Genomic DNA, 15129 nt, shown 5'->3' with positions numbered 1-15129 from the left:
CCGTGTAGGCGGGAAGGGCGCTGCGCGCGGCCCGTCGAGCCGGATCTTGCGGCGCTCAGGCCGCGTTGCCGTCGAGCGCCTTCTTGAGCAGCGCGTCGAGCTCCGCGAACTGCGGCGCGCCGACGTAGCGCTTGAGGATCTTGCCGTCCTTGTCGACGACGAAGGTCGTCGGCGTGAGCTGCACGTTGCCGAACTGCTTCGCGACGCTGCCGTCGTCGAGCGCGACCTTGAACGGCAGCTGGCGCGTCTGCGCGTAGTTCGCGACGTACATCGGCGGATCGTAGTTCATCGCGACCGCGACGAATTCCAGACCCTGACCCTTGAAACGGTTGTAGGTATCGACCATCTGCGGCATTTCCTGCATGCAAGTCGCGCAGCTCGTCGCCCAGAAGTTCACCAGATAGACCTTGCCCTTCAGGTCGCCGGCGGTCGAGACCTTCTGGCCCGACAGCAGCGTGAACGTCGCGTCCGGCACGCTGGACTTGCCGTTGAACGCGAAGAAACCGGCGACGGCGATGGCCGCGACGACGGCGGCCGCGACGAGGTAGCGGACGGGGCCGGCACTGCGGCGGGCGGGAGGCGTGGTGTTCATCAGGTGCTCTCGGAGTCGGTCGATGACGCGGGTCGATGCAAAGGACGTCGAAATTCGGCGCCCATTTTAGCGCGAATGCGGCGCGCGCACCGGCGGCCACCACGCATTCCGGTTGTCAGGTTCGGCGGATAATGCCGGTTTTGCCTGTCCCCGATCCACGCCATGCCGAAGGAAGTCATCGATTCGTTGCGCCCCCTTTTTCGCCCGCTGCGACACTTCGCCGCGCTCGCATGCATCAGCGCCGCGCTGGCCGCGTGCTCCCCATCGTTCGACTGGCGCACGCTGCACAACGATGCCGGCTATACGATCGACCTGCCGGCGAAGCCGACCGTCGAGGAGCAGCCGGTGGCGATCGGCGGCACGTCGATGCCGATGCGGATGCAGGCCGCGCACGTCGACGGCGCGGTGTTCGCGGTCGGCACGCTGACGTTGCCGGACGACCGTGACGACACGCGCCGCGCGGCGCTCGACTTCCTGCGCGCCGGGCTGTCGCGCAACCTCGAAGGCGCGCCGCGGACGGCATCGGTGCCGGTGCCGCTCGCGGCCGGCGGCGCGGTGGACGGGATCGAGCTGCGTATCGCGGGGGCCGCCGCCGGCGGGGATCGCGCGCGCAAGACGATCGTCGCCCGGCTCGCCGCGCGCGGCCGGCACGCGTACCAGGCCGTCGTGATCGCCGACCGGCCGCTCGCGCAGGAGCAGCTCGACCAGTTTTTCGGCTCGTTCAAACTCGATTGATCGCGGCCCGCGAGCGGCGCCGACACACCGTGACAACTGAAAGTTCATTCGCAGCTTTCGACGCTAGTGACCGGATTTTGCGAGGTTTTTTCGACTATCCACAGTGCATGTGGATAACTTTGTTGAAAAGTAACCCGGATTTCCCGCCGAGCCTCACCGGACGGCCTTCCGGCTCATTTGGTCGTGCACGTGCCGTTTGGGAAAGATCAATGAAAACAAAGGGATACGGATTCCGTCACGCAACGGCCCCGGCGAGCCGCGATCCGGGGCCGGATTCGCTAAATTGTGCATAAGTCAAGTCTTGACAGCCGGATTTTGTCCTAAGAGGGCGCTTAGAGCGCCGTGAGCGCGCGCCGGTAGCGGATCGCCTCGGCGATCTGCGCGGCCGTCGGCAGCGGGTCGCCGGCCAGGTCGGCGATCGTCCGCGCCACTTTCAGCACGCGGAAATACGCGCGCGCCGACCAGCCGAAGCGCTCGCCGGCCTCGCGCAACAGCCGCTCGCCTTCGTCGGTCGGCCGGCACAGGTCGTCGGTCTCGCGGCCGCTCAGCATGTGATTCGTCTTGCCCTGCCGGTCGAGCTGCAGCGCCCGCGCCTGCGCGACGCGCGCGGCTACCGCCGCGCTCGGCTCGCCGGGCGCCGTCGTGCGCGACGCGAGCTCGGCCGGCGACAGCGCGGGCAGGTCGATCTGGATGTCGATGCGATCGAGCAGCGGCCCCGACAGCTTGCGCAGGTAGCGCGCGGCGACGTCCGGCGAGCAGCGGCAGCGCCCGGACGGATCGCCGTGCCAGCCGCACGGGCACGGATTCATCGCGGCGATCAACTGGCACGCGGCCGGGAAGTCGGCCTGCTGGGCCGCGCGCGAAATCGTGATGCGGCCGGCTTCGAGCGGCTCGCGCAGCATTTCGAGCACGTGCCGGTCGAATTCCGGCAGCTCGTCGAGAAACAGCACGCCGAGATGCGCGAGCGTGATTTCGCCCGGCTGTGGCGGATTGCGGCCGCCGACCAGCGCGGCGGCGCTCGACGAGTGATGTGGCGAACGGAACGGCCGCCGGCGCCACTGCGCGGGCGAGAAGCCGAGGCGGCTCGCGGAAAGCAGCGCGGCCGACGTCAGCGCCTCGTCGTCGGTCAGCGGCGGCAGCAGGCCGGCCAGCCGCGCGGCCAGCATCGACTTGCCGGCCCCCGGCGGCCCGACCATCAGCATGTGATGGCCGCCCGCGGCGGCGACTTCGAGCGCACGCCGCGCCCCGCGCTGGCCGACCACATCCGCGAGGTCGGGCGCGGCCGGCGCCGGCAGGCCGTCGAGGCAGGGCGCCGCGACCGGCGTGAGCCGCCCGTCCGGCGCATCGGCGAGGTGCGCGCACAGCGCGGGCAGGTCGCGCGCGCCGAACACGGTCACGCCCGGCACGAGCGCGGCCTCGGCCGCGCTGTCGAACGGCAGGTACAACTCCGGCGCGCGTGAGGCCGCCGCGGAGCCCGGCGTCGCGACGGCGTCCGGGCCCGAGCCCGGTTCCGATCCGGTTTCGCCCGCCCGCCAGTCCCGCGCGGCACCGCACGCCATCGCGAACGCGCCGCGCATCGGCCGCAGCGCGCCCGTCAGCGACAGTTCGCCGGCGAATTCGCGGCCGGCCAGCGCGTCGGCCGGGATCTGGCCGTTCGCGGCGAGGATGCCGAGCGCGATCGGCAGGTCGAACCGGCCCGACTCCTTGGGCAGGTCGGCCGGCGCGAGATTCACGGTGATGCGGCGCACGGGAAATTCGAAGCCGCAGTTCTGCAGCGCGGCGCGCACGCGCTCGCGGCTCTCGCGGACTTCGAGATCGGGCAGGCCGACGATCGAGAACGACGGCAGCCCGTTGGCGAGATGGACTTCGACGGTAACGTCCGGCGCGCGGCCGGAGGCGGGCGCGCGACTGCGCACCACGGCGAGCGACATGGCGAGGCTCCTGTAAGCAGGCGGACGACGGCCGTTCGGGGCCGCATGCCGCGGGAATCGGAGAAATCGGTGCGCGCGTGCCGGCGTGGCGCGGGGAAAGAACGAGGGGCTGCGAAACGACGAACTGCGAAGAGCGGGGTGCTGCGGAGAACGACGGACGACGAACTACGACGAAAACGGAGGCTCGGCGGTGGCGGGCGCGGGCCGCGCGAGGCGGCCCGCGCCCGGACCTTGCGGCCGGGTGCGGCGTCAGGCCTGCGGTGCGGCGAGCTTCTGCTCGAGTTCCGCGACGCGCTTTTCGAGTTCCTCGAGGCGCACGCGGGTGCGGGCGAGCACCTGGGCCTGCGTGTCGAATTCCTCGCGCGTGACGAGATCGAGCTTCGAGAAGCCTTGCGACAGCATGGCCTTCACGTTGCGCTCGACGTCCTTGGCCGGCGAGTTTTTCAGCAGGTCGCTGACGCGCGACTGCAGATCGTTGAAAACGTCGCTGGGTTGCTTCATGTGATTCCCCTTCCTTGCACAAAAATTGTGCATCTTCAGTTGCGTACGTGCCCATGATGCACGCATGACCGGAAATGGTGCGCCGGGGGCGCGAATTCCGGGCATGGCGCCGGCATGGGTGAATGGCCCGGTAATCCGGGACGTGCGTGCACTCTAGCAACGTTCCTTTCGCCGCGCCAGCAAACCGGCCCGCGTTGGCCATTCGGCCGGGCTTCGGCGCCTTACATCGGGGGATGCGACCCCGTTCCCGAGCCCTTCGAGACGGTGCTCGGATCAACATGGCATGCGAGTTGCTGAGGAGAGTCCGTTACAACATTCCAACCAATTCGACGGGACAACTCAGCGAGAGGACTTCATGAAACTCATTACCGCAATCATCAAGCCGTTCAAGCTCGATGAGACGCGCGAGGCGCTGTCGGCGCTTGGCGTCTCGGGCATCACGGTGACGGAGGTAAAAGGGTTCGGCCGCCAGAAGGGGCATACCGAGCTGTATCGCGGCGCCGAATACGTGGTCGATTTCCTGCCGAAGATGAAGATCGAGGCGGCCGTGTCCGACGATCTCGTCGACCAGGCGGTGGAAGCGATCGAGCGGGCCGCGCGCACCGGGAAAATCGGCGACGGCAAGATTTTCGTCACGCCGATCGAGCAAGTGATCCGGATTCGCACCGGGGAGACCGGCGCCGACGCGCTGTAACAGAACAGACAAGACAAGCGACAAGAGGAAACCCAAGATGCGCAAACTTCTGATGTCCCTGCTGATGGCCGGTTCGCTGATGGCGGCCGGCGTCGGCTCCGCGCTTGCCGACGACGCGGCGTCCGCCGCGGCCGCATCCGCGCCCGCCGCCACGGCTTCCGACGCATCGGCCGCCGCCGCGCCGGCCGCTTCCGCGCCGGCCGCCGACGCATCCGCCACCGCCGCTGCCGCCACACCGGCTTCGGGCGCCGCCGACGCATCGGCCGCCGCCGCCGCGTCCGCGCCGGCCGCACCGGCTGCGCCGACCGCCCCGTTCTCGGTCGATTCGTCGAAGATCAGCGCGGGCGACACCGCGTGGATGCTGACCTCCACCGCGCTCGTGCTGTTCATGACGATCCCGGGCCTCGCGCTGTTCTACGCGGGCATGGTCCGCAAGAAGAACGTGCTCGCGACCGTGATGCAGAGCTTCGCGATCACCGCGGTGATCACGGTGCTGTGGACGGTGGTCGGCTACAGCCTCGCGTTCACGCCGGGCAACGGCTTCATCGGCGGCCTGTCGCGCGCGTTCCTGCACGGCATGAACTACATCAAGGGCGACAAGGCGACGACGCTGACCGTCAGCCATCTCGCGACGACGATTCCGGAATCGGTCTACTTCGTCTACCAGATGACGTTCGCGATCATCACGCCGGCGCTGATCTGCGGCGCGTTCGCCGATCGCATGAAGTTCTCGGCGATGCTCGTGTTCATGACGCTCTGGTCGCTGATCGTCTACGTGCCGATCGCGCACATGGTGTGGGAGCCGACCGGCTGGCTGTCGGCCGACGGCGTGCTCGACTTCGCGGGCGGCACGGTGGTGCACATCAACGCCGGTATCGCGGGCCTGGTGTCGTGCCTCGTGCTCGGCAAGCGTGTCGGCTATGGTCGCGAATCGATGGCGCCGCACAACCTCGTGCTGACGATGATCGGCGGCTCGATGCTGTGGGTCGGCTGGTTCGGCTTCAACGCGGGTTCCGCGGTCGCGGCCGACGGCCGTGCCGGCTTCGCGATGCTGACCACGCAAGTGGCAACCGCCTGCGCGGCGCTCGGCTGGATGTTTGCCGAGTGGATCGCAAAGGGCAAGCCGTCGGTGCTCGGCATCGTGTCGGGCGCGGTCGCGGGTCTCGTGGCGATCACGCCGGCCGCCGGTTTCGTCGGCGTGGCGGGCGCACTGGTGATCGGTATCGCCGCCGGCGTCGTCTGCTTCTGGTCGGCGACCTGGCTCAAGTCGAAGCTCGGCTACGACGATTCGCTCGACGCGTTCGGCGTGCACGGCATCGGCGGGATTCTCGGCGCGCTGCTGACGGGTGTGTTCGCGGTCAAGGACATCGGCGGCGCCGACGGCAGCCTGCTGCTGCAGGCGAAGGGCGTGCTGATCACGCTGGTCTACAGCGGCGTGCTGAGCTTCGTGCTGCTGAAGCTGATCGACCTGACGATGGGCCTGCGCGTGACCGAAGAGGAAGAGCGCGAAGGTCTCGACGTGATCCTGCACGGCGAGCACGTGGAATAAGTCTCACGAATCAACAGCGGGCCGCCGCGACGACGGCGCCCGCTCCGAATGAGCGCAGCGACTTCGGCCCGCCTACCCGGCGGGCTTTTTTTCTCCTGCCACTCACTGCCGTAGCGGATAACCCTTCACTCTATCGGGTCAATAGCCGAAAACTTCCTCCTTATCCTTGTGAAGCCGGGAACAATCCCCAAATGGGCAAGGCAATTGCTCTACAATCTTCATTCTCCCGCTCGCGAGTGATTCATGGTTCCCCACCTCGTTACCGCGTTGAACGGTCCGCTGCTCGAACTCGAGCAGAAGATCCTCGACGCGACGCCTGCGATCGAACGCTGGTTCAGGCTCGAATGGCAGGAACACACCCCGCCGTTCTATTGTTCGGTGGACCTGCGCAATGCCGGCTTCAAGCTGGCGCCCGTCGACGCGAACCTGTTTCCCGGCGCGTTCAACAACCTGCCGTCCGAAGTGCTGCCGCTGGCCGTGCAGGCCGCGATGGCCGCGATCGAGAAGATCTGCCCGGACGCGAAGAACCTGCTCGTGATCCCCGAGCTGCCGACCCGCAACGCGTTCTACCTCGAAAACGTCGCGCGCCTCGCGACGATCATGCGTCAGGCCGGCCTGAACGTGCGCTTCGGCTCGCTCGACCCGAGCATCACCGACATGACGCCGATCACGCTGGCCGACGGCCAGAAGATCGTGCTCGAGCCGCTCGAGCGTTCGCAGCGCCGCCTTGGCCTGAAGAATTTCGATCCGTGCTCGATCCTGCTGAACAACGACCTGTCGGCCGGCATCCCGGCCGTGCTGGAAAACCTGCACGAGCAATACCTGCTGCCGCCGCTGCACGCGGGCTGGGCCGTGCGCCGCAAGTCGACGCACTTCGCGTGCTACGACGACGTCGCGAAGAAGTTCGCGAAGATGGTCGGCGTCGATCCGTGGATGGTGAATCCGTATTTCGCGCACGTGGAAGGCGTCGACTGGCAGGCGCATGAAGGCGAGCAGGCGCTCGCCGACGCGATCGACGGCGTGCTGAAGAAGATCGCGCGCAAGTATCGCGAATACGGGATCAGCGAGAAGCCGTACGTCGTCGTGAAGGCCGACGCTGGCACGGCGGGGCGCGGCGTGATGACCGTGCACGACGCGGCCGAGATCGGCCGGATGTCGAAGGCGGAGCGCGCGCAGATGGCCGAGTCGAAGGCCGGCCTCGCGGTGCGCGACGTGATCGTGCAGGAAGGCGTCTATACGTTCGAGCGGGTCGGCGACGAAGTGGCCGAGCCCGTCGTGTACATGATCGACCGCTACGTGGTCGGCGGCTTCTACCGCACGCACGGCGGCCGCGAGCGCGACCAGAACCTGAACGCGCCCGGCATGCACTACGTGCCGCTCGGCTTCGAGCACACCGCGCTGCCGGATGCCGGCGCGAAGCCCGGCGCCGCGCCGCCGAACCGTTTCTACATGTACGGCGTCGTCGCGCGGCTGTCGCTGATCGCGTCGTCGATCGAACTGGAAAAGACCGATCCCGAAGCCATCCAGGTGTAACGGACCTTCGCTACGTACAGGACCCGCATGGACATTCTTTTTATCGCCGACCCGCTCGAGCATTTCAAGATCTACAAGGATTCGACCTACGCGATGATGGCGGAGGCCGCCCGGCGCGGGCATGCGGTGTACACGTGCCAGCCGCACCAGCTCGCGTGGACGGGCTCGGGCGTCGAGGCGGACGTGCAGCGCGTGACGATCGTCGGCGACACGACCGACCTGCATCGCCGTCCGTGGTACGAGGCGGCCGCGCACGAGTCGCGTCAACTGACGTCGTTCGGCGCGGTGCTGATGCGCAAGGATCCGCCGTTCGACATGGAGTACGTGACGGCCACCTGGATGCTGGAGCTGGCCGAACGCGCGGGCGCACGCGTGTTCAACAAGCCGCAGTCGATCCGCGATCACTCGGAGAAGCTGGCGATCGGCGAGTTTCCGCAGTTCGTCGCGCCGACGCTCGTCACGCGCGACGCGGCGCGCTTGCGTGCATTCCACGCCGAGCATGGCGACGTGATCGTGAAGCCGCTCGACGGGATGGGCGGGATGGGCGTGTTCCGCGTGAAGGCCGACGGGATGAATCTCGGCGCGATCATCGAGATGCTCGGCCATGACGGCACGCGCTCGCTGATGATCCAGAAGTTCATTCCGGAGATCAAGGCGGGCGACAAGCGCATCCTGTTGATCGCCGGCGAGCCCGTGCCGTATTCGCTCGCGCGGATTCCGCAGGGCAGCGAGGTGCGCGGCAATCTCGCCGCGGGCGGGCTCGGCGTCGCGCAGCCGCTGACGGCCCGCGATCGCGAGATCGCGGCCACGCTCGGGCCCGTGCTCGCGTCGCGCGGGCTGCTGCTGGTCGGCCTCGATGCGATCGGCAACTGGCTGACCGAGGTGAACGTCACGAGTCCGACGTGCTTCCGCGAGATCATGGAGCAAACGGGCTTCGACGTCGCCGCGATGTTCATCGACGCGCTGGAGCGTGCGGCCGCGTAGGCCGCTTTCCGCGCAACCCCGGCGGCGGCCGCGCAGGCCCCCCGTCGCCGGAGCAGCTTGACCGGCCTGCTACAATGCCCGCTTGCCAGGTGCCGTTTTCGGCGCACCGAAGGCCCGGCGGTCGGGCCGATACTGTTGCAAGGCTGAACATGAAACGTTTCCCACACTCGCTACGCTCATTGCCCCGCCGCGGGGCGTCGGCCCGCCAGGGGCGGCCGGGAGCGATCTGACATGGCCGGGATCCTGATCATCGCGCACGCTCCGCTCGCCACCGCGCTGCGGGACTGCATCGCGCACATCTATGGCGGCGTGCCTGCCCGCATCGGCTGTATCGACGTGATGGCGGACAGCGACCCGGCCCAGGTGATGGCGTTCGCGCATGCGGAACTCGCGCGGCTCCGGGAAGACAACGGCGTGGTCGTGCTGACCGACATGTACGGCGCGACGCCGGCGAACATCGCCGGCCAGCTCGCGAAGCTCGACAACGTGCGCGTGCTGGCGGGCGTGAACCTGCCGATGCTCGTGCGGGCCGTCTGCTACCGTACCGTGCCGCTCGACAAGCTCGTCGACAAGGCGCTGTCCGGCGGCGCGAAGGGCGTCCACGAGGTGTCGGCCGGCACACCGCCGCCGCCGACGGAAACCGGCTGCGGCCAATGCGCGCCGATTCCGCCGGAACCGCAGCCGCGCACCGAGTCGCACTGATTTCCCGTTTTCCGTTTTAGACCACACCGCCGGCGTGCGCCGCCGGCGGCCTCGACCGACCCGACCGAGAATCATGCTTCAACAAGAAACCACCATCGTCAATAAATTGGGGCTCCATGCGCGCGCATCGGCCAAGCTCACGCAACTGGCCGGCAACTTCCAGTCGGAAGTCTGGATGACGCGCAACGGGCGCAAGATCAATGCGAAGAGCATCATGGGCGTGATGATGCTGGCGGCGGGGATCGGCAGCACCGTGACGATCGAGACCGAAGGGTCCGACGAGCAGGAAGCGATGGACGCGCTGCTGAAGCTGATCGCCGACAAGTTCGGCGAAGGCCAGTGATCGCCACGCGCGATCGTTGCCGTTTCCAGTCAGAATGCCGCGGATTTCGCGGCATTTTTTTCGTCGGCAGCATTGATGCGGAATGCGCAATGCTGCGGTGCATGCAGTCAGCGGGGGGGCGCGGAATTTATAATCGCTAACCGGGGTCATAAGCGCATCGCAGCAGTGTGCCGCGGCTTTACTTGTACAGAGGAGGTGCGCGTGTCCTTCACGCTGCATGGCATTCCCGTCTCACGTGGTATCGCGATCGGGCGAGCGTATCTGATCGCGCCGGCGGCGCTCGACGTCGCCCATTACCTGGTCGAGGCACCCCAGATCGACGCCGAGGTCGAGCGATTCCGCACGGCGCTCGACGTCGTGCATCACGAACTCGAGGCGCTGCGCGCCGACTTGACCGACGACACCCCGAGCGAAGTCGGCGCATTCATCGACGTCCACACGATGATCCTGAGCGACGAGATGCTCGTGCAGGAAACCATCGACCTGATCCGCACGCGCCGCTACAACGTCGAATGGGCGCTGACCGAGCAGCTCGAGCTGCTCACGCGCCACTTCGACGACATCGAGGACGAATACCTGCGCGAGCGCAAGGCCGACATCGAGCAGGTGGTCGAGCGCGTGCTGAAGGCCTTGGCCGGTGCGCCGTCCGCGTCGCAGGCGCTCGACCGCGCGGCCAGGAACGGCACGAACGAGATGATCGTCGTCGCGCACGACATCGCGCCGGCCGACATGATGCAGTTCAAGACGCAGTCGTTCCAGGCGTTCGTCACCGATCTCGGCGGGCGCACGTCGCACACGGCGATCGTCGCGCGCAGTCTCGGCATTCCGGCCGCGGTCGGCGTGCAGCACGCGAGCGCGCTGATCCGCCAGGACGACCTGATCATCGTCGACGGCGACCAGGGCATCGTGATCGTCGATCCCGCGCCGATCGTCCTCGAGGAATATTCGTACCGCCAGTCCGAGAAGCAGCTGGAGCAGCGCAAGCTGCAGCGGCTGAAGTTCTCGCCGACGCAAACGTTGTGCGGCACCAAGATCGAGCTGTACGCGAACATCGAGCTGCCCGACGACGCGAAGGCGGCCGTCGAGGCCGGTGCGGTCGGCGTCGGCCTGTTCCGCTCCGAGTTCCTGTTCATGCATCAGAAGGAGATGCCGGAAGAGGAGGAGCAGTTCGCCGCGTACAAGCGCGCCGTCGAGTGGATGAAGGGCATGCCGGTGACGATCCGCACGATCGACGTCGGCGCGGACAAGCCGCTCGAGGCGCTCGACGAAGGCTACGAAACCGCGCCGAACCCGGCGCTCGGCCTGCGCGCGATCCGCTGGAGCCTGTCCGAGCCGCAGATGTTCCTCACGCAGCTGCGGGCGATCCTGCGCGCGTCCGCGTTCGGCCAGGTGAAGATCCTGATCCCGATGCTCGCGCACGCGCAGGAAATCGACCAGACGCTCGACCTGATCCGCGAGGCGAAGCGCCAGCTCGACGGTGCGGGGCTCGCGTACGACCGGAACGTGCGCATCGGCGCGATGATCGAGATTCCGGCCGCGGCGATCGCGCTGCCGCTGTTCCTGAAGCGGTTCGATTTCCTGTCGATCGGCACGAACGACCTGATCCAGTACACGCTCGCGATCGACCGCGCCGACAACGCGGTCGCGCACCTGTACGACCCGCTGCATCCGGCCGTGCTGCACCTGATCGCCTATACGCTGCGCGAAGCGAAGCGCGCGGGCGTGTCGGTGTCGGTGTGCGGGGAGATGGCGGGCGATCCGGCGCTCACGCGCCTGTTGCTCGGGATGGGGCTCACCGAGTTCTCGATGCACCCGAGCCAGCTGCTCGTCGTGAAGCAGGAGATCCTGCGCGCGCATCTGAAGGCGCTCGAGAAGCCGACGGCCGACGTGCTCGCGGCGTTCGAGCCGGAAGAGGTGCAGGCGGCGTTGCAGCGGTTGTCGGTCGCCGAGCCGCGGGCGGATGCGGCCGCCTAGGCGGCCAGGTCGCCGCTCGCTGTCGCCGTGTCGCGCAGGCGCCGCTCGGCGCCTGCCCGTCGCGCGTCAGTGCCGGCCCCCGCACACGGGGCAGTCGGCCTGGCGCGCGATTTTCATCGTCGTCCACTCCATTCGCAGCGAATCGAGCATCATCAGCCGCCCGTTGAGCGTCTTGCCGATGCCGCCGATCACGCGCAGCGCTTCGGCCGCCTGCATCGCGCCGATGATCCCGACCGTCGGTGCGAACACGCCCATCGTCGCGCACGCGACTTCCTCGAACGGCTGGTCTTCCGGGAACACGCACGCATAGCAGGGCGCGGCCGGATCGCGGAAGTCGAACGTGCTGATCTGGCCGTCGAAACGCAGTGCGGCGCCCGACACGAGCGGCACGCCGTGCGCGACGCACGCGCGGTTGATCGCGTGGCGCGTCGCGAAGTTGTCGGTGCAGTCGAGCACGACGGTCGCCCGCGGGACGTGCGTGTCGAGCCACGCATCGTCGACGCGTGCCGCGACCGCGTTCACCTTCACCTCGGGGTTCAGCTGCGCGAGTGCGTCGCGCCCCGATTCGACCTTGCTGCGGCCGACCGATGCCGTCACGTGCAGGATCTGCCGCTGCAGGTTCGTGAGGTCGACCGTATCGGCGTCGACGAGCGTGATCGTGCCGACACCCGATGCCGCGAGGTACATCGCGGCGGGCGAGCCGAGGCCGCCCGCGCCGACGACGATCGCATGCGCGTCGAGAAAGCGCTGCTGCGCGTCGATGCCGATTTCGTCGACGAGGATGTGTCGGGAGTAGCGCAGGAGTTGATCGTCGTTCATGGGGAGTCGTGGGGCGAGGCGGGCGGACGTTTCGTTATTTTAGGCGCGCATGAAAAACGGGCCATCGCGGTCTTCCCGCGATGGCCCGTCGGATGCCGGCCGGCGCTTACTTCGGCGCCGACGCGGGCTTCGGTGCGGACGCCGGCTTTGCGCTGGCGCCCGATGCCTTCGATACGGCGGCAGCCTTGCCGGTCGGGCTCTTCGTGCTCTCGGCGAGCAGCGACTTCGATTCCTGGACCGGCTTGCCCTCGAGCTTGTTGAGCGCCTGCTGCATCATGAAGTCGTCGGCGCTGCCGAACTCGATCGGCTTGCGATCGCGATCCTTCTGGCGTTGCTCCGGCGTCTTCTTGTCGTTCTGCTCTTCGAGGATGCGCAACTGATCCATCCGGCGCTGCTCGCGCTCTTCCTGTTCCTTCTTCTCGTTCGGGTCCTGCGTGTTCGCGAGGTGGTTCGTGTAGTCGACCTCGCGCGTCACGAGCACGTCGTCGGGATCGCCGTCCGCGTACTGATCGACCGGCACATCCGGCGTGATGCCCTTGTTCTGGATCGAACGGCCGCTCGGCGTGTAGTAGTACGCGGTGGTCAGGCGCAGCGCGGTGTCGGCCGTCATCGGGCGGACCGTCTGCACCGAACCCTTGCCGAACGTCGTCTTGCCCATGATCTGCGCGCGCTTCGAATCCTGCAGCGCACCCGCGACGATTTCCGACGCGGATGCCGAATAGGCGTTCGTCAGCACGATCATCGGCACGGTCTTGAAGACCGGCGGCAGGTTCTTCAGCGGATCGCCGTCGAAGGACGGCAGGCGATAGTTGTCGTACGTATCGCGGTAGACCTGCTTCGAATCGGGGATCTGGCCGTTGGTCGACACGACGACCGAGTCGGGCGGCAGGAACGCGCCGGCCACGCCGACCGCGCTCTGCAGCAGGCCGCCGCCGTTGTTGCGCAGGTCGAGGATGAGGCCCTTCAGGTTCGGCTGCTGGCGCGCGATGTCCTGCAGCTTCTGCGCGAGGTCGGGCGTCGTGCGCTCCTGGAAGCTCGTGATGCGGATATACGCGTAGCCCGGATCGAGGATCTTCATCTTCACGCTCTGGACCTTGATGATCGCGCGCGTGACCGTGACCGGGAACGTGCGGTCGTCGCTCTTGCGGAAGATCGTCAGCGTGACCTTGGTGCCCGGCTCGCCGCGCATCTGCTTGACGGCCTTGTCGAGCGTCATGCCGCGCACCGGCTTGTCGTTGATGCGCGTGATCAGGTCGCCCGGACGGATGCCGGCGCGGAACGCGGGCGTATCCTCGATCGGCGAGATCACCTTGACGAGGCCGTCTTCCTGCGAGATCTCGATGCCGAGACCCGCGAAGCGGCCCTTCGTCTGCTCTTGCAGCTCGTCATAGTCGGTCTTGTCGAGGAACGACGAGTGCGGGTCGAGGCTCGACACCATGCCCTTGATCGCCGCCGTCAGCAGCTTCTTGTCGTCGACCGGTTCGACGTACTCGCGCTTGATCTGGCCGAAGACTTCCGCGAACAGGCGGAGCTGGTCCAGGGGAAGCGGCGCCGTGGCGGTCTGCTCGGCCGATGCGGAAACCTGCAGCGTGGCGAACACGCCCGTGGCGAGGCCCGCGGCAATCAGGCCGATGTTCTTCAATTTCATTCGCATAGAGATCTGGTGCGGTCGGGAAGCGCGTGGCGGTAGCGGGGATGTAGCGGACAAGTATAACTGTTCGTCCGAAGACTCAGTGGAACGGCGCGAAAAGCGCCGCAAACGGCCCGGAGCCGGCCTGGCTGGGCCCCGCCGGACGCGCTGCGGGTTCGAAAGCGGATTCGACAGCAGCGGGGCCGAGAAGGTTCGCGCGGGGTGCGGGCCGCGGCCGGGCACCCCGCGCCGGACGCGGCCCGCCCGGCGCGACGGGCGTCAGCCCGCCTTGCCCTGCTTCGCGACGGCGGCCTGCGCCTGCGCGATCGCGTCCTGGTCGCCGAGGTAATAGTGCTGGATCGGCTTCAGGTTCTCGTCGAGTTCATACACGAGCGGCACGCCGTTCGGGATGTTCAGGCCAACGATGTCGCTGTCCGAGATGCCGTCGAGGTACTTGATCAGCGCGCGCAGCGAGTTGCCGTGCGCGGCGATCAGCACCTGCTTGCCGGCACGGACGGCCGGCGCGATCGATTCGTTCCACAGCGGCAGCACGCGCGCGACCGTGTCCTTCAGGCACTCGGTGAGCGGCAGCTGCTCGCGCGGCACCTTCGCGTAGCGCGGGTCGTTGAACGGCGCGCGCTCGTCGGTCGGCTCGAGCGCGGGCGGCGGCGTGTCATAGCTGCGGCGCCACACGAGCACCTGCTCGTCGCCGAACTTCGCGGCCGTTTCCGCCTTGTTCAGGCCCGACAGCGCACCGTAGTGGCGCTCGTTCAGGCGCCACGAATGGACGACCGGCAGGTACATCAGGTCCATCCGGTCCTGCACGTGCCACAGCGTGCGGATCGCGCGCTTGAGCACCGACGTGTACGCGATGTCGAACGTGTAGCCGGCCTCCTTGAGCAATTCGCCGGCCTGGTAGGCCTCGTTGCGACCCTGTTCGGTCAGGTCGACGTCGACCCAGCCGGTGAAGCGGTTTTCCTTGTTCCACGTCGATTCGCCGTGGCGGATGAGAACGAGTTTGTACATGGATCTTGCGGTCGGTAGTGATAGGGAAGCGGGGCGCGTCGCACGGGACCCGACCGGGGCCCGCCATCGCGCAAGACGGTTATTTTATAATGGCGGGATTGTCCTCATCCGATTTC

General features: G+C 67.6%; 14 protein-coding genes. 8 read left to right on the top strand and 6 right to left on the bottom strand.

Annotated elements, in window-relative coordinates; genetic code table 11:
• Positions 1-55: 55 nt before the first annotated feature.
• Positions 56-592 (bottom strand): peroxiredoxin family protein, encoded by a 537-nt coding sequence (locus tag AC1VVG_RS15205; protein ID WP_034189214.1) that lies wholly within the window; start codon positions 590-592, stop codon positions 56-58.
• 162 nt (positions 593-754) lie between these two features.
• Between AC1VVG_RS15205 and AC1VVG_RS15200 the strand changes: the two genes are divergently transcribed.
• On the top strand, positions 755-1327 hold the full coding sequence (locus tag AC1VVG_RS15200; protein WP_367189959.1) for a hypothetical protein: 573 nt from the start codon (positions 755-757) through the stop codon (positions 1325-1327).
• A 332-nt stretch (positions 1328-1659) separates the two neighbouring features.
• Here the strand turns inward: AC1VVG_RS15200 and AC1VVG_RS15195 are convergent, their stop codons facing one another.
• Positions 1660-3258: a YifB family Mg chelatase-like AAA ATPase gene (locus AC1VVG_RS15195; RefSeq protein ID WP_034189216.1), complete on the bottom strand. Its 1599-nt coding sequence runs from the start codon at positions 3256-3258 to the stop codon at positions 1660-1662.
• A 249-nt stretch (positions 3259-3507) separates the two neighbouring features.
• On the bottom strand, positions 3508-3759 hold the full coding sequence (locus AC1VVG_RS15190) for an accessory factor UbiK family protein (RefSeq protein ID WP_006489451.1): 252 nt from the start codon (positions 3757-3759) through the stop codon (positions 3508-3510).
• Positions 3760-4114: 355 nt separating this feature from the next.
• Between AC1VVG_RS15190 and AC1VVG_RS15185 the strand changes: the two genes are divergently transcribed.
• The 7 genes from AC1VVG_RS15185 to ptsP all read left to right on the top strand — a co-directional run bounded on the left by AC1VVG_RS15185 (position 4115) and on the right by ptsP (position 11538).
• A complete protein-coding gene (locus tag AC1VVG_RS15185; RefSeq protein ID WP_006398175.1) occupies positions 4115-4453 on the top strand; it encodes a P-II family nitrogen regulator in 339 nt (112 codons plus the stop codon).
• A gap of 37 nt (positions 4454-4490) precedes the next feature.
• A complete protein-coding gene (locus AC1VVG_RS15180) occupies positions 4491-6002 on the top strand; it encodes an ammonium transporter (protein WP_124608974.1) in 1512 nt (503 codons plus the stop codon).
• Positions 6003-6245: 243 nt separating this feature from the next.
• Complete coding sequence (gene gshA / locus AC1VVG_RS15175; RefSeq protein ID WP_069257657.1) at positions 6246-7535, top strand: glutamate--cysteine ligase; 1290 nt, start codon at positions 6246-6248, stop codon at positions 7533-7535.
• A 27-nt stretch (positions 7536-7562) separates the two neighbouring features.
• Positions 7563-8519, top strand: coding sequence for a glutathione synthase (gene gshB / locus AC1VVG_RS15170; protein ID WP_482835813.1), 957 nt, complete (start codon positions 7563-7565; stop codon positions 8517-8519).
• A 231-nt stretch (positions 8520-8750) separates the two neighbouring features.
• Positions 8751-9221 carry a PTS sugar transporter subunit IIA gene (locus AC1VVG_RS15165; protein WP_021163157.1) on the top strand — a complete coding sequence of 157 codons (471 nt, stop codon included), beginning with the start codon at positions 8751-8753 and terminating at the stop codon, positions 9219-9221.
• Positions 9222-9294: 73 nt separating this feature from the next.
• Positions 9295-9564, top strand: coding sequence for an HPr family phosphocarrier protein (locus tag AC1VVG_RS15160; RefSeq protein WP_011353292.1), 270 nt, complete (start codon positions 9295-9297; stop codon positions 9562-9564).
• A gap of 201 nt (positions 9565-9765) precedes the next feature.
• Positions 9766-11538 (top strand): phosphoenolpyruvate--protein phosphotransferase, encoded by a 1773-nt coding sequence (gene ptsP, locus AC1VVG_RS15155; protein ID WP_482835812.1) that lies wholly within the window; start codon positions 9766-9768, stop codon positions 11536-11538.
• Between the two features lie 66 nt (positions 11539-11604).
• Here the strand turns inward: ptsP and AC1VVG_RS15150 are convergent, their stop codons facing one another.
• The 3 genes from AC1VVG_RS15150 to gpmA all read right to left on the bottom strand — a co-directional run bounded on the left by AC1VVG_RS15150 (position 11605) and on the right by gpmA (position 15013).
• Positions 11605-12357 (bottom strand): HesA/MoeB/ThiF family protein, encoded by a 753-nt coding sequence (locus tag AC1VVG_RS15150; RefSeq protein ID WP_034189220.1) that lies wholly within the window; start codon positions 12355-12357, stop codon positions 11605-11607.
• A gap of 106 nt (positions 12358-12463) precedes the next feature.
• On the bottom strand, positions 12464-14011 hold the full coding sequence (locus AC1VVG_RS15145; protein ID WP_482835811.1) for a S41 family peptidase: 1548 nt from the start codon (positions 14009-14011) through the stop codon (positions 12464-12466).
• Positions 14012-14266: 255 nt separating this feature from the next.
• The gene (gene gpmA / locus AC1VVG_RS15140) at positions 14267-15013 is read right to left on the bottom strand and encodes a 2,3-diphosphoglycerate-dependent phosphoglycerate mutase (RefSeq protein ID WP_034189222.1); all 747 of its coding nucleotides are present in this window, start codon (positions 15011-15013) and stop codon (positions 14267-14269) included.
• Positions 15014-15129: the final 116 nt, after the last annotated feature.

The organism is Burkholderia sp. L-4 (assembly GCF_056856535.1).
The sequence above is the reverse complement of the archived record's forward strand: the minus strand, read 5'-3'. Positions and strand labels throughout refer to the sequence as shown.

Coding starts and splice junctions, on each gene's coding strand:
- gshB (WP_482835813.1), top strand. CDS start 7,563: ATGGACATTCTTTTTATCGCCGACCCGCTCGAGCATTTCAAGATCTAC.
- gpmA (WP_034189222.1), bottom strand. CDS start 15,013: ATGTACAAACTCGTTCTCATCCGCCACGGCGAATCGACGTGGAACAAG.
- AC1VVG_RS15180 (WP_124608974.1), top strand. CDS start 4,491: ATGCGCAAACTTCTGATGTCCCTGCTGATGGCCGGTTCGCTGATGGCG.
- gshA (WP_069257657.1), top strand. CDS start 6,246: ATGGTTCCCCACCTCGTTACCGCGTTGAACGGTCCGCTGCTCGAACTC.
- AC1VVG_RS15200 (WP_367189959.1), top strand. CDS start 755: ATGCCGAAGGAAGTCATCGATTCGTTGCGCCCCCTTTTTCGCCCGCTG.
- AC1VVG_RS15190 (WP_006489451.1), bottom strand. CDS start 3,759: ATGAAGCAACCCAGCGACGTTTTCAACGATCTGCAGTCGCGCGTCAGC.
- AC1VVG_RS15160 (WP_011353292.1), top strand. CDS start 9,295: ATGCTTCAACAAGAAACCACCATCGTCAATAAATTGGGGCTCCATGCG.
- AC1VVG_RS15185 (WP_006398175.1), top strand. CDS start 4,115: ATGAAACTCATTACCGCAATCATCAAGCCGTTCAAGCTCGATGAGACG.
- AC1VVG_RS15150 (WP_034189220.1), bottom strand. CDS start 12,357: ATGAACGACGATCAACTCCTGCGCTACTCCCGACACATCCTCGTCGAC.
- AC1VVG_RS15205 (WP_034189214.1), bottom strand. CDS start 592: ATGAACACCACGCCTCCCGCCCGCCGCAGTGCCGGCCCCGTCCGCTAC.
- AC1VVG_RS15195 (WP_034189216.1), bottom strand. CDS start 3,258: ATGTCGCTCGCCGTGGTGCGCAGTCGCGCGCCCGCCTCCGGCCGCGCG.
- AC1VVG_RS15145 (WP_482835811.1), bottom strand. CDS start 14,011: ATGCGAATGAAATTGAAGAACATCGGCCTGATTGCCGCGGGCCTCGCC.
- AC1VVG_RS15165 (WP_021163157.1), top strand. CDS start 8,751: ATGGCCGGGATCCTGATCATCGCGCACGCTCCGCTCGCCACCGCGCTG.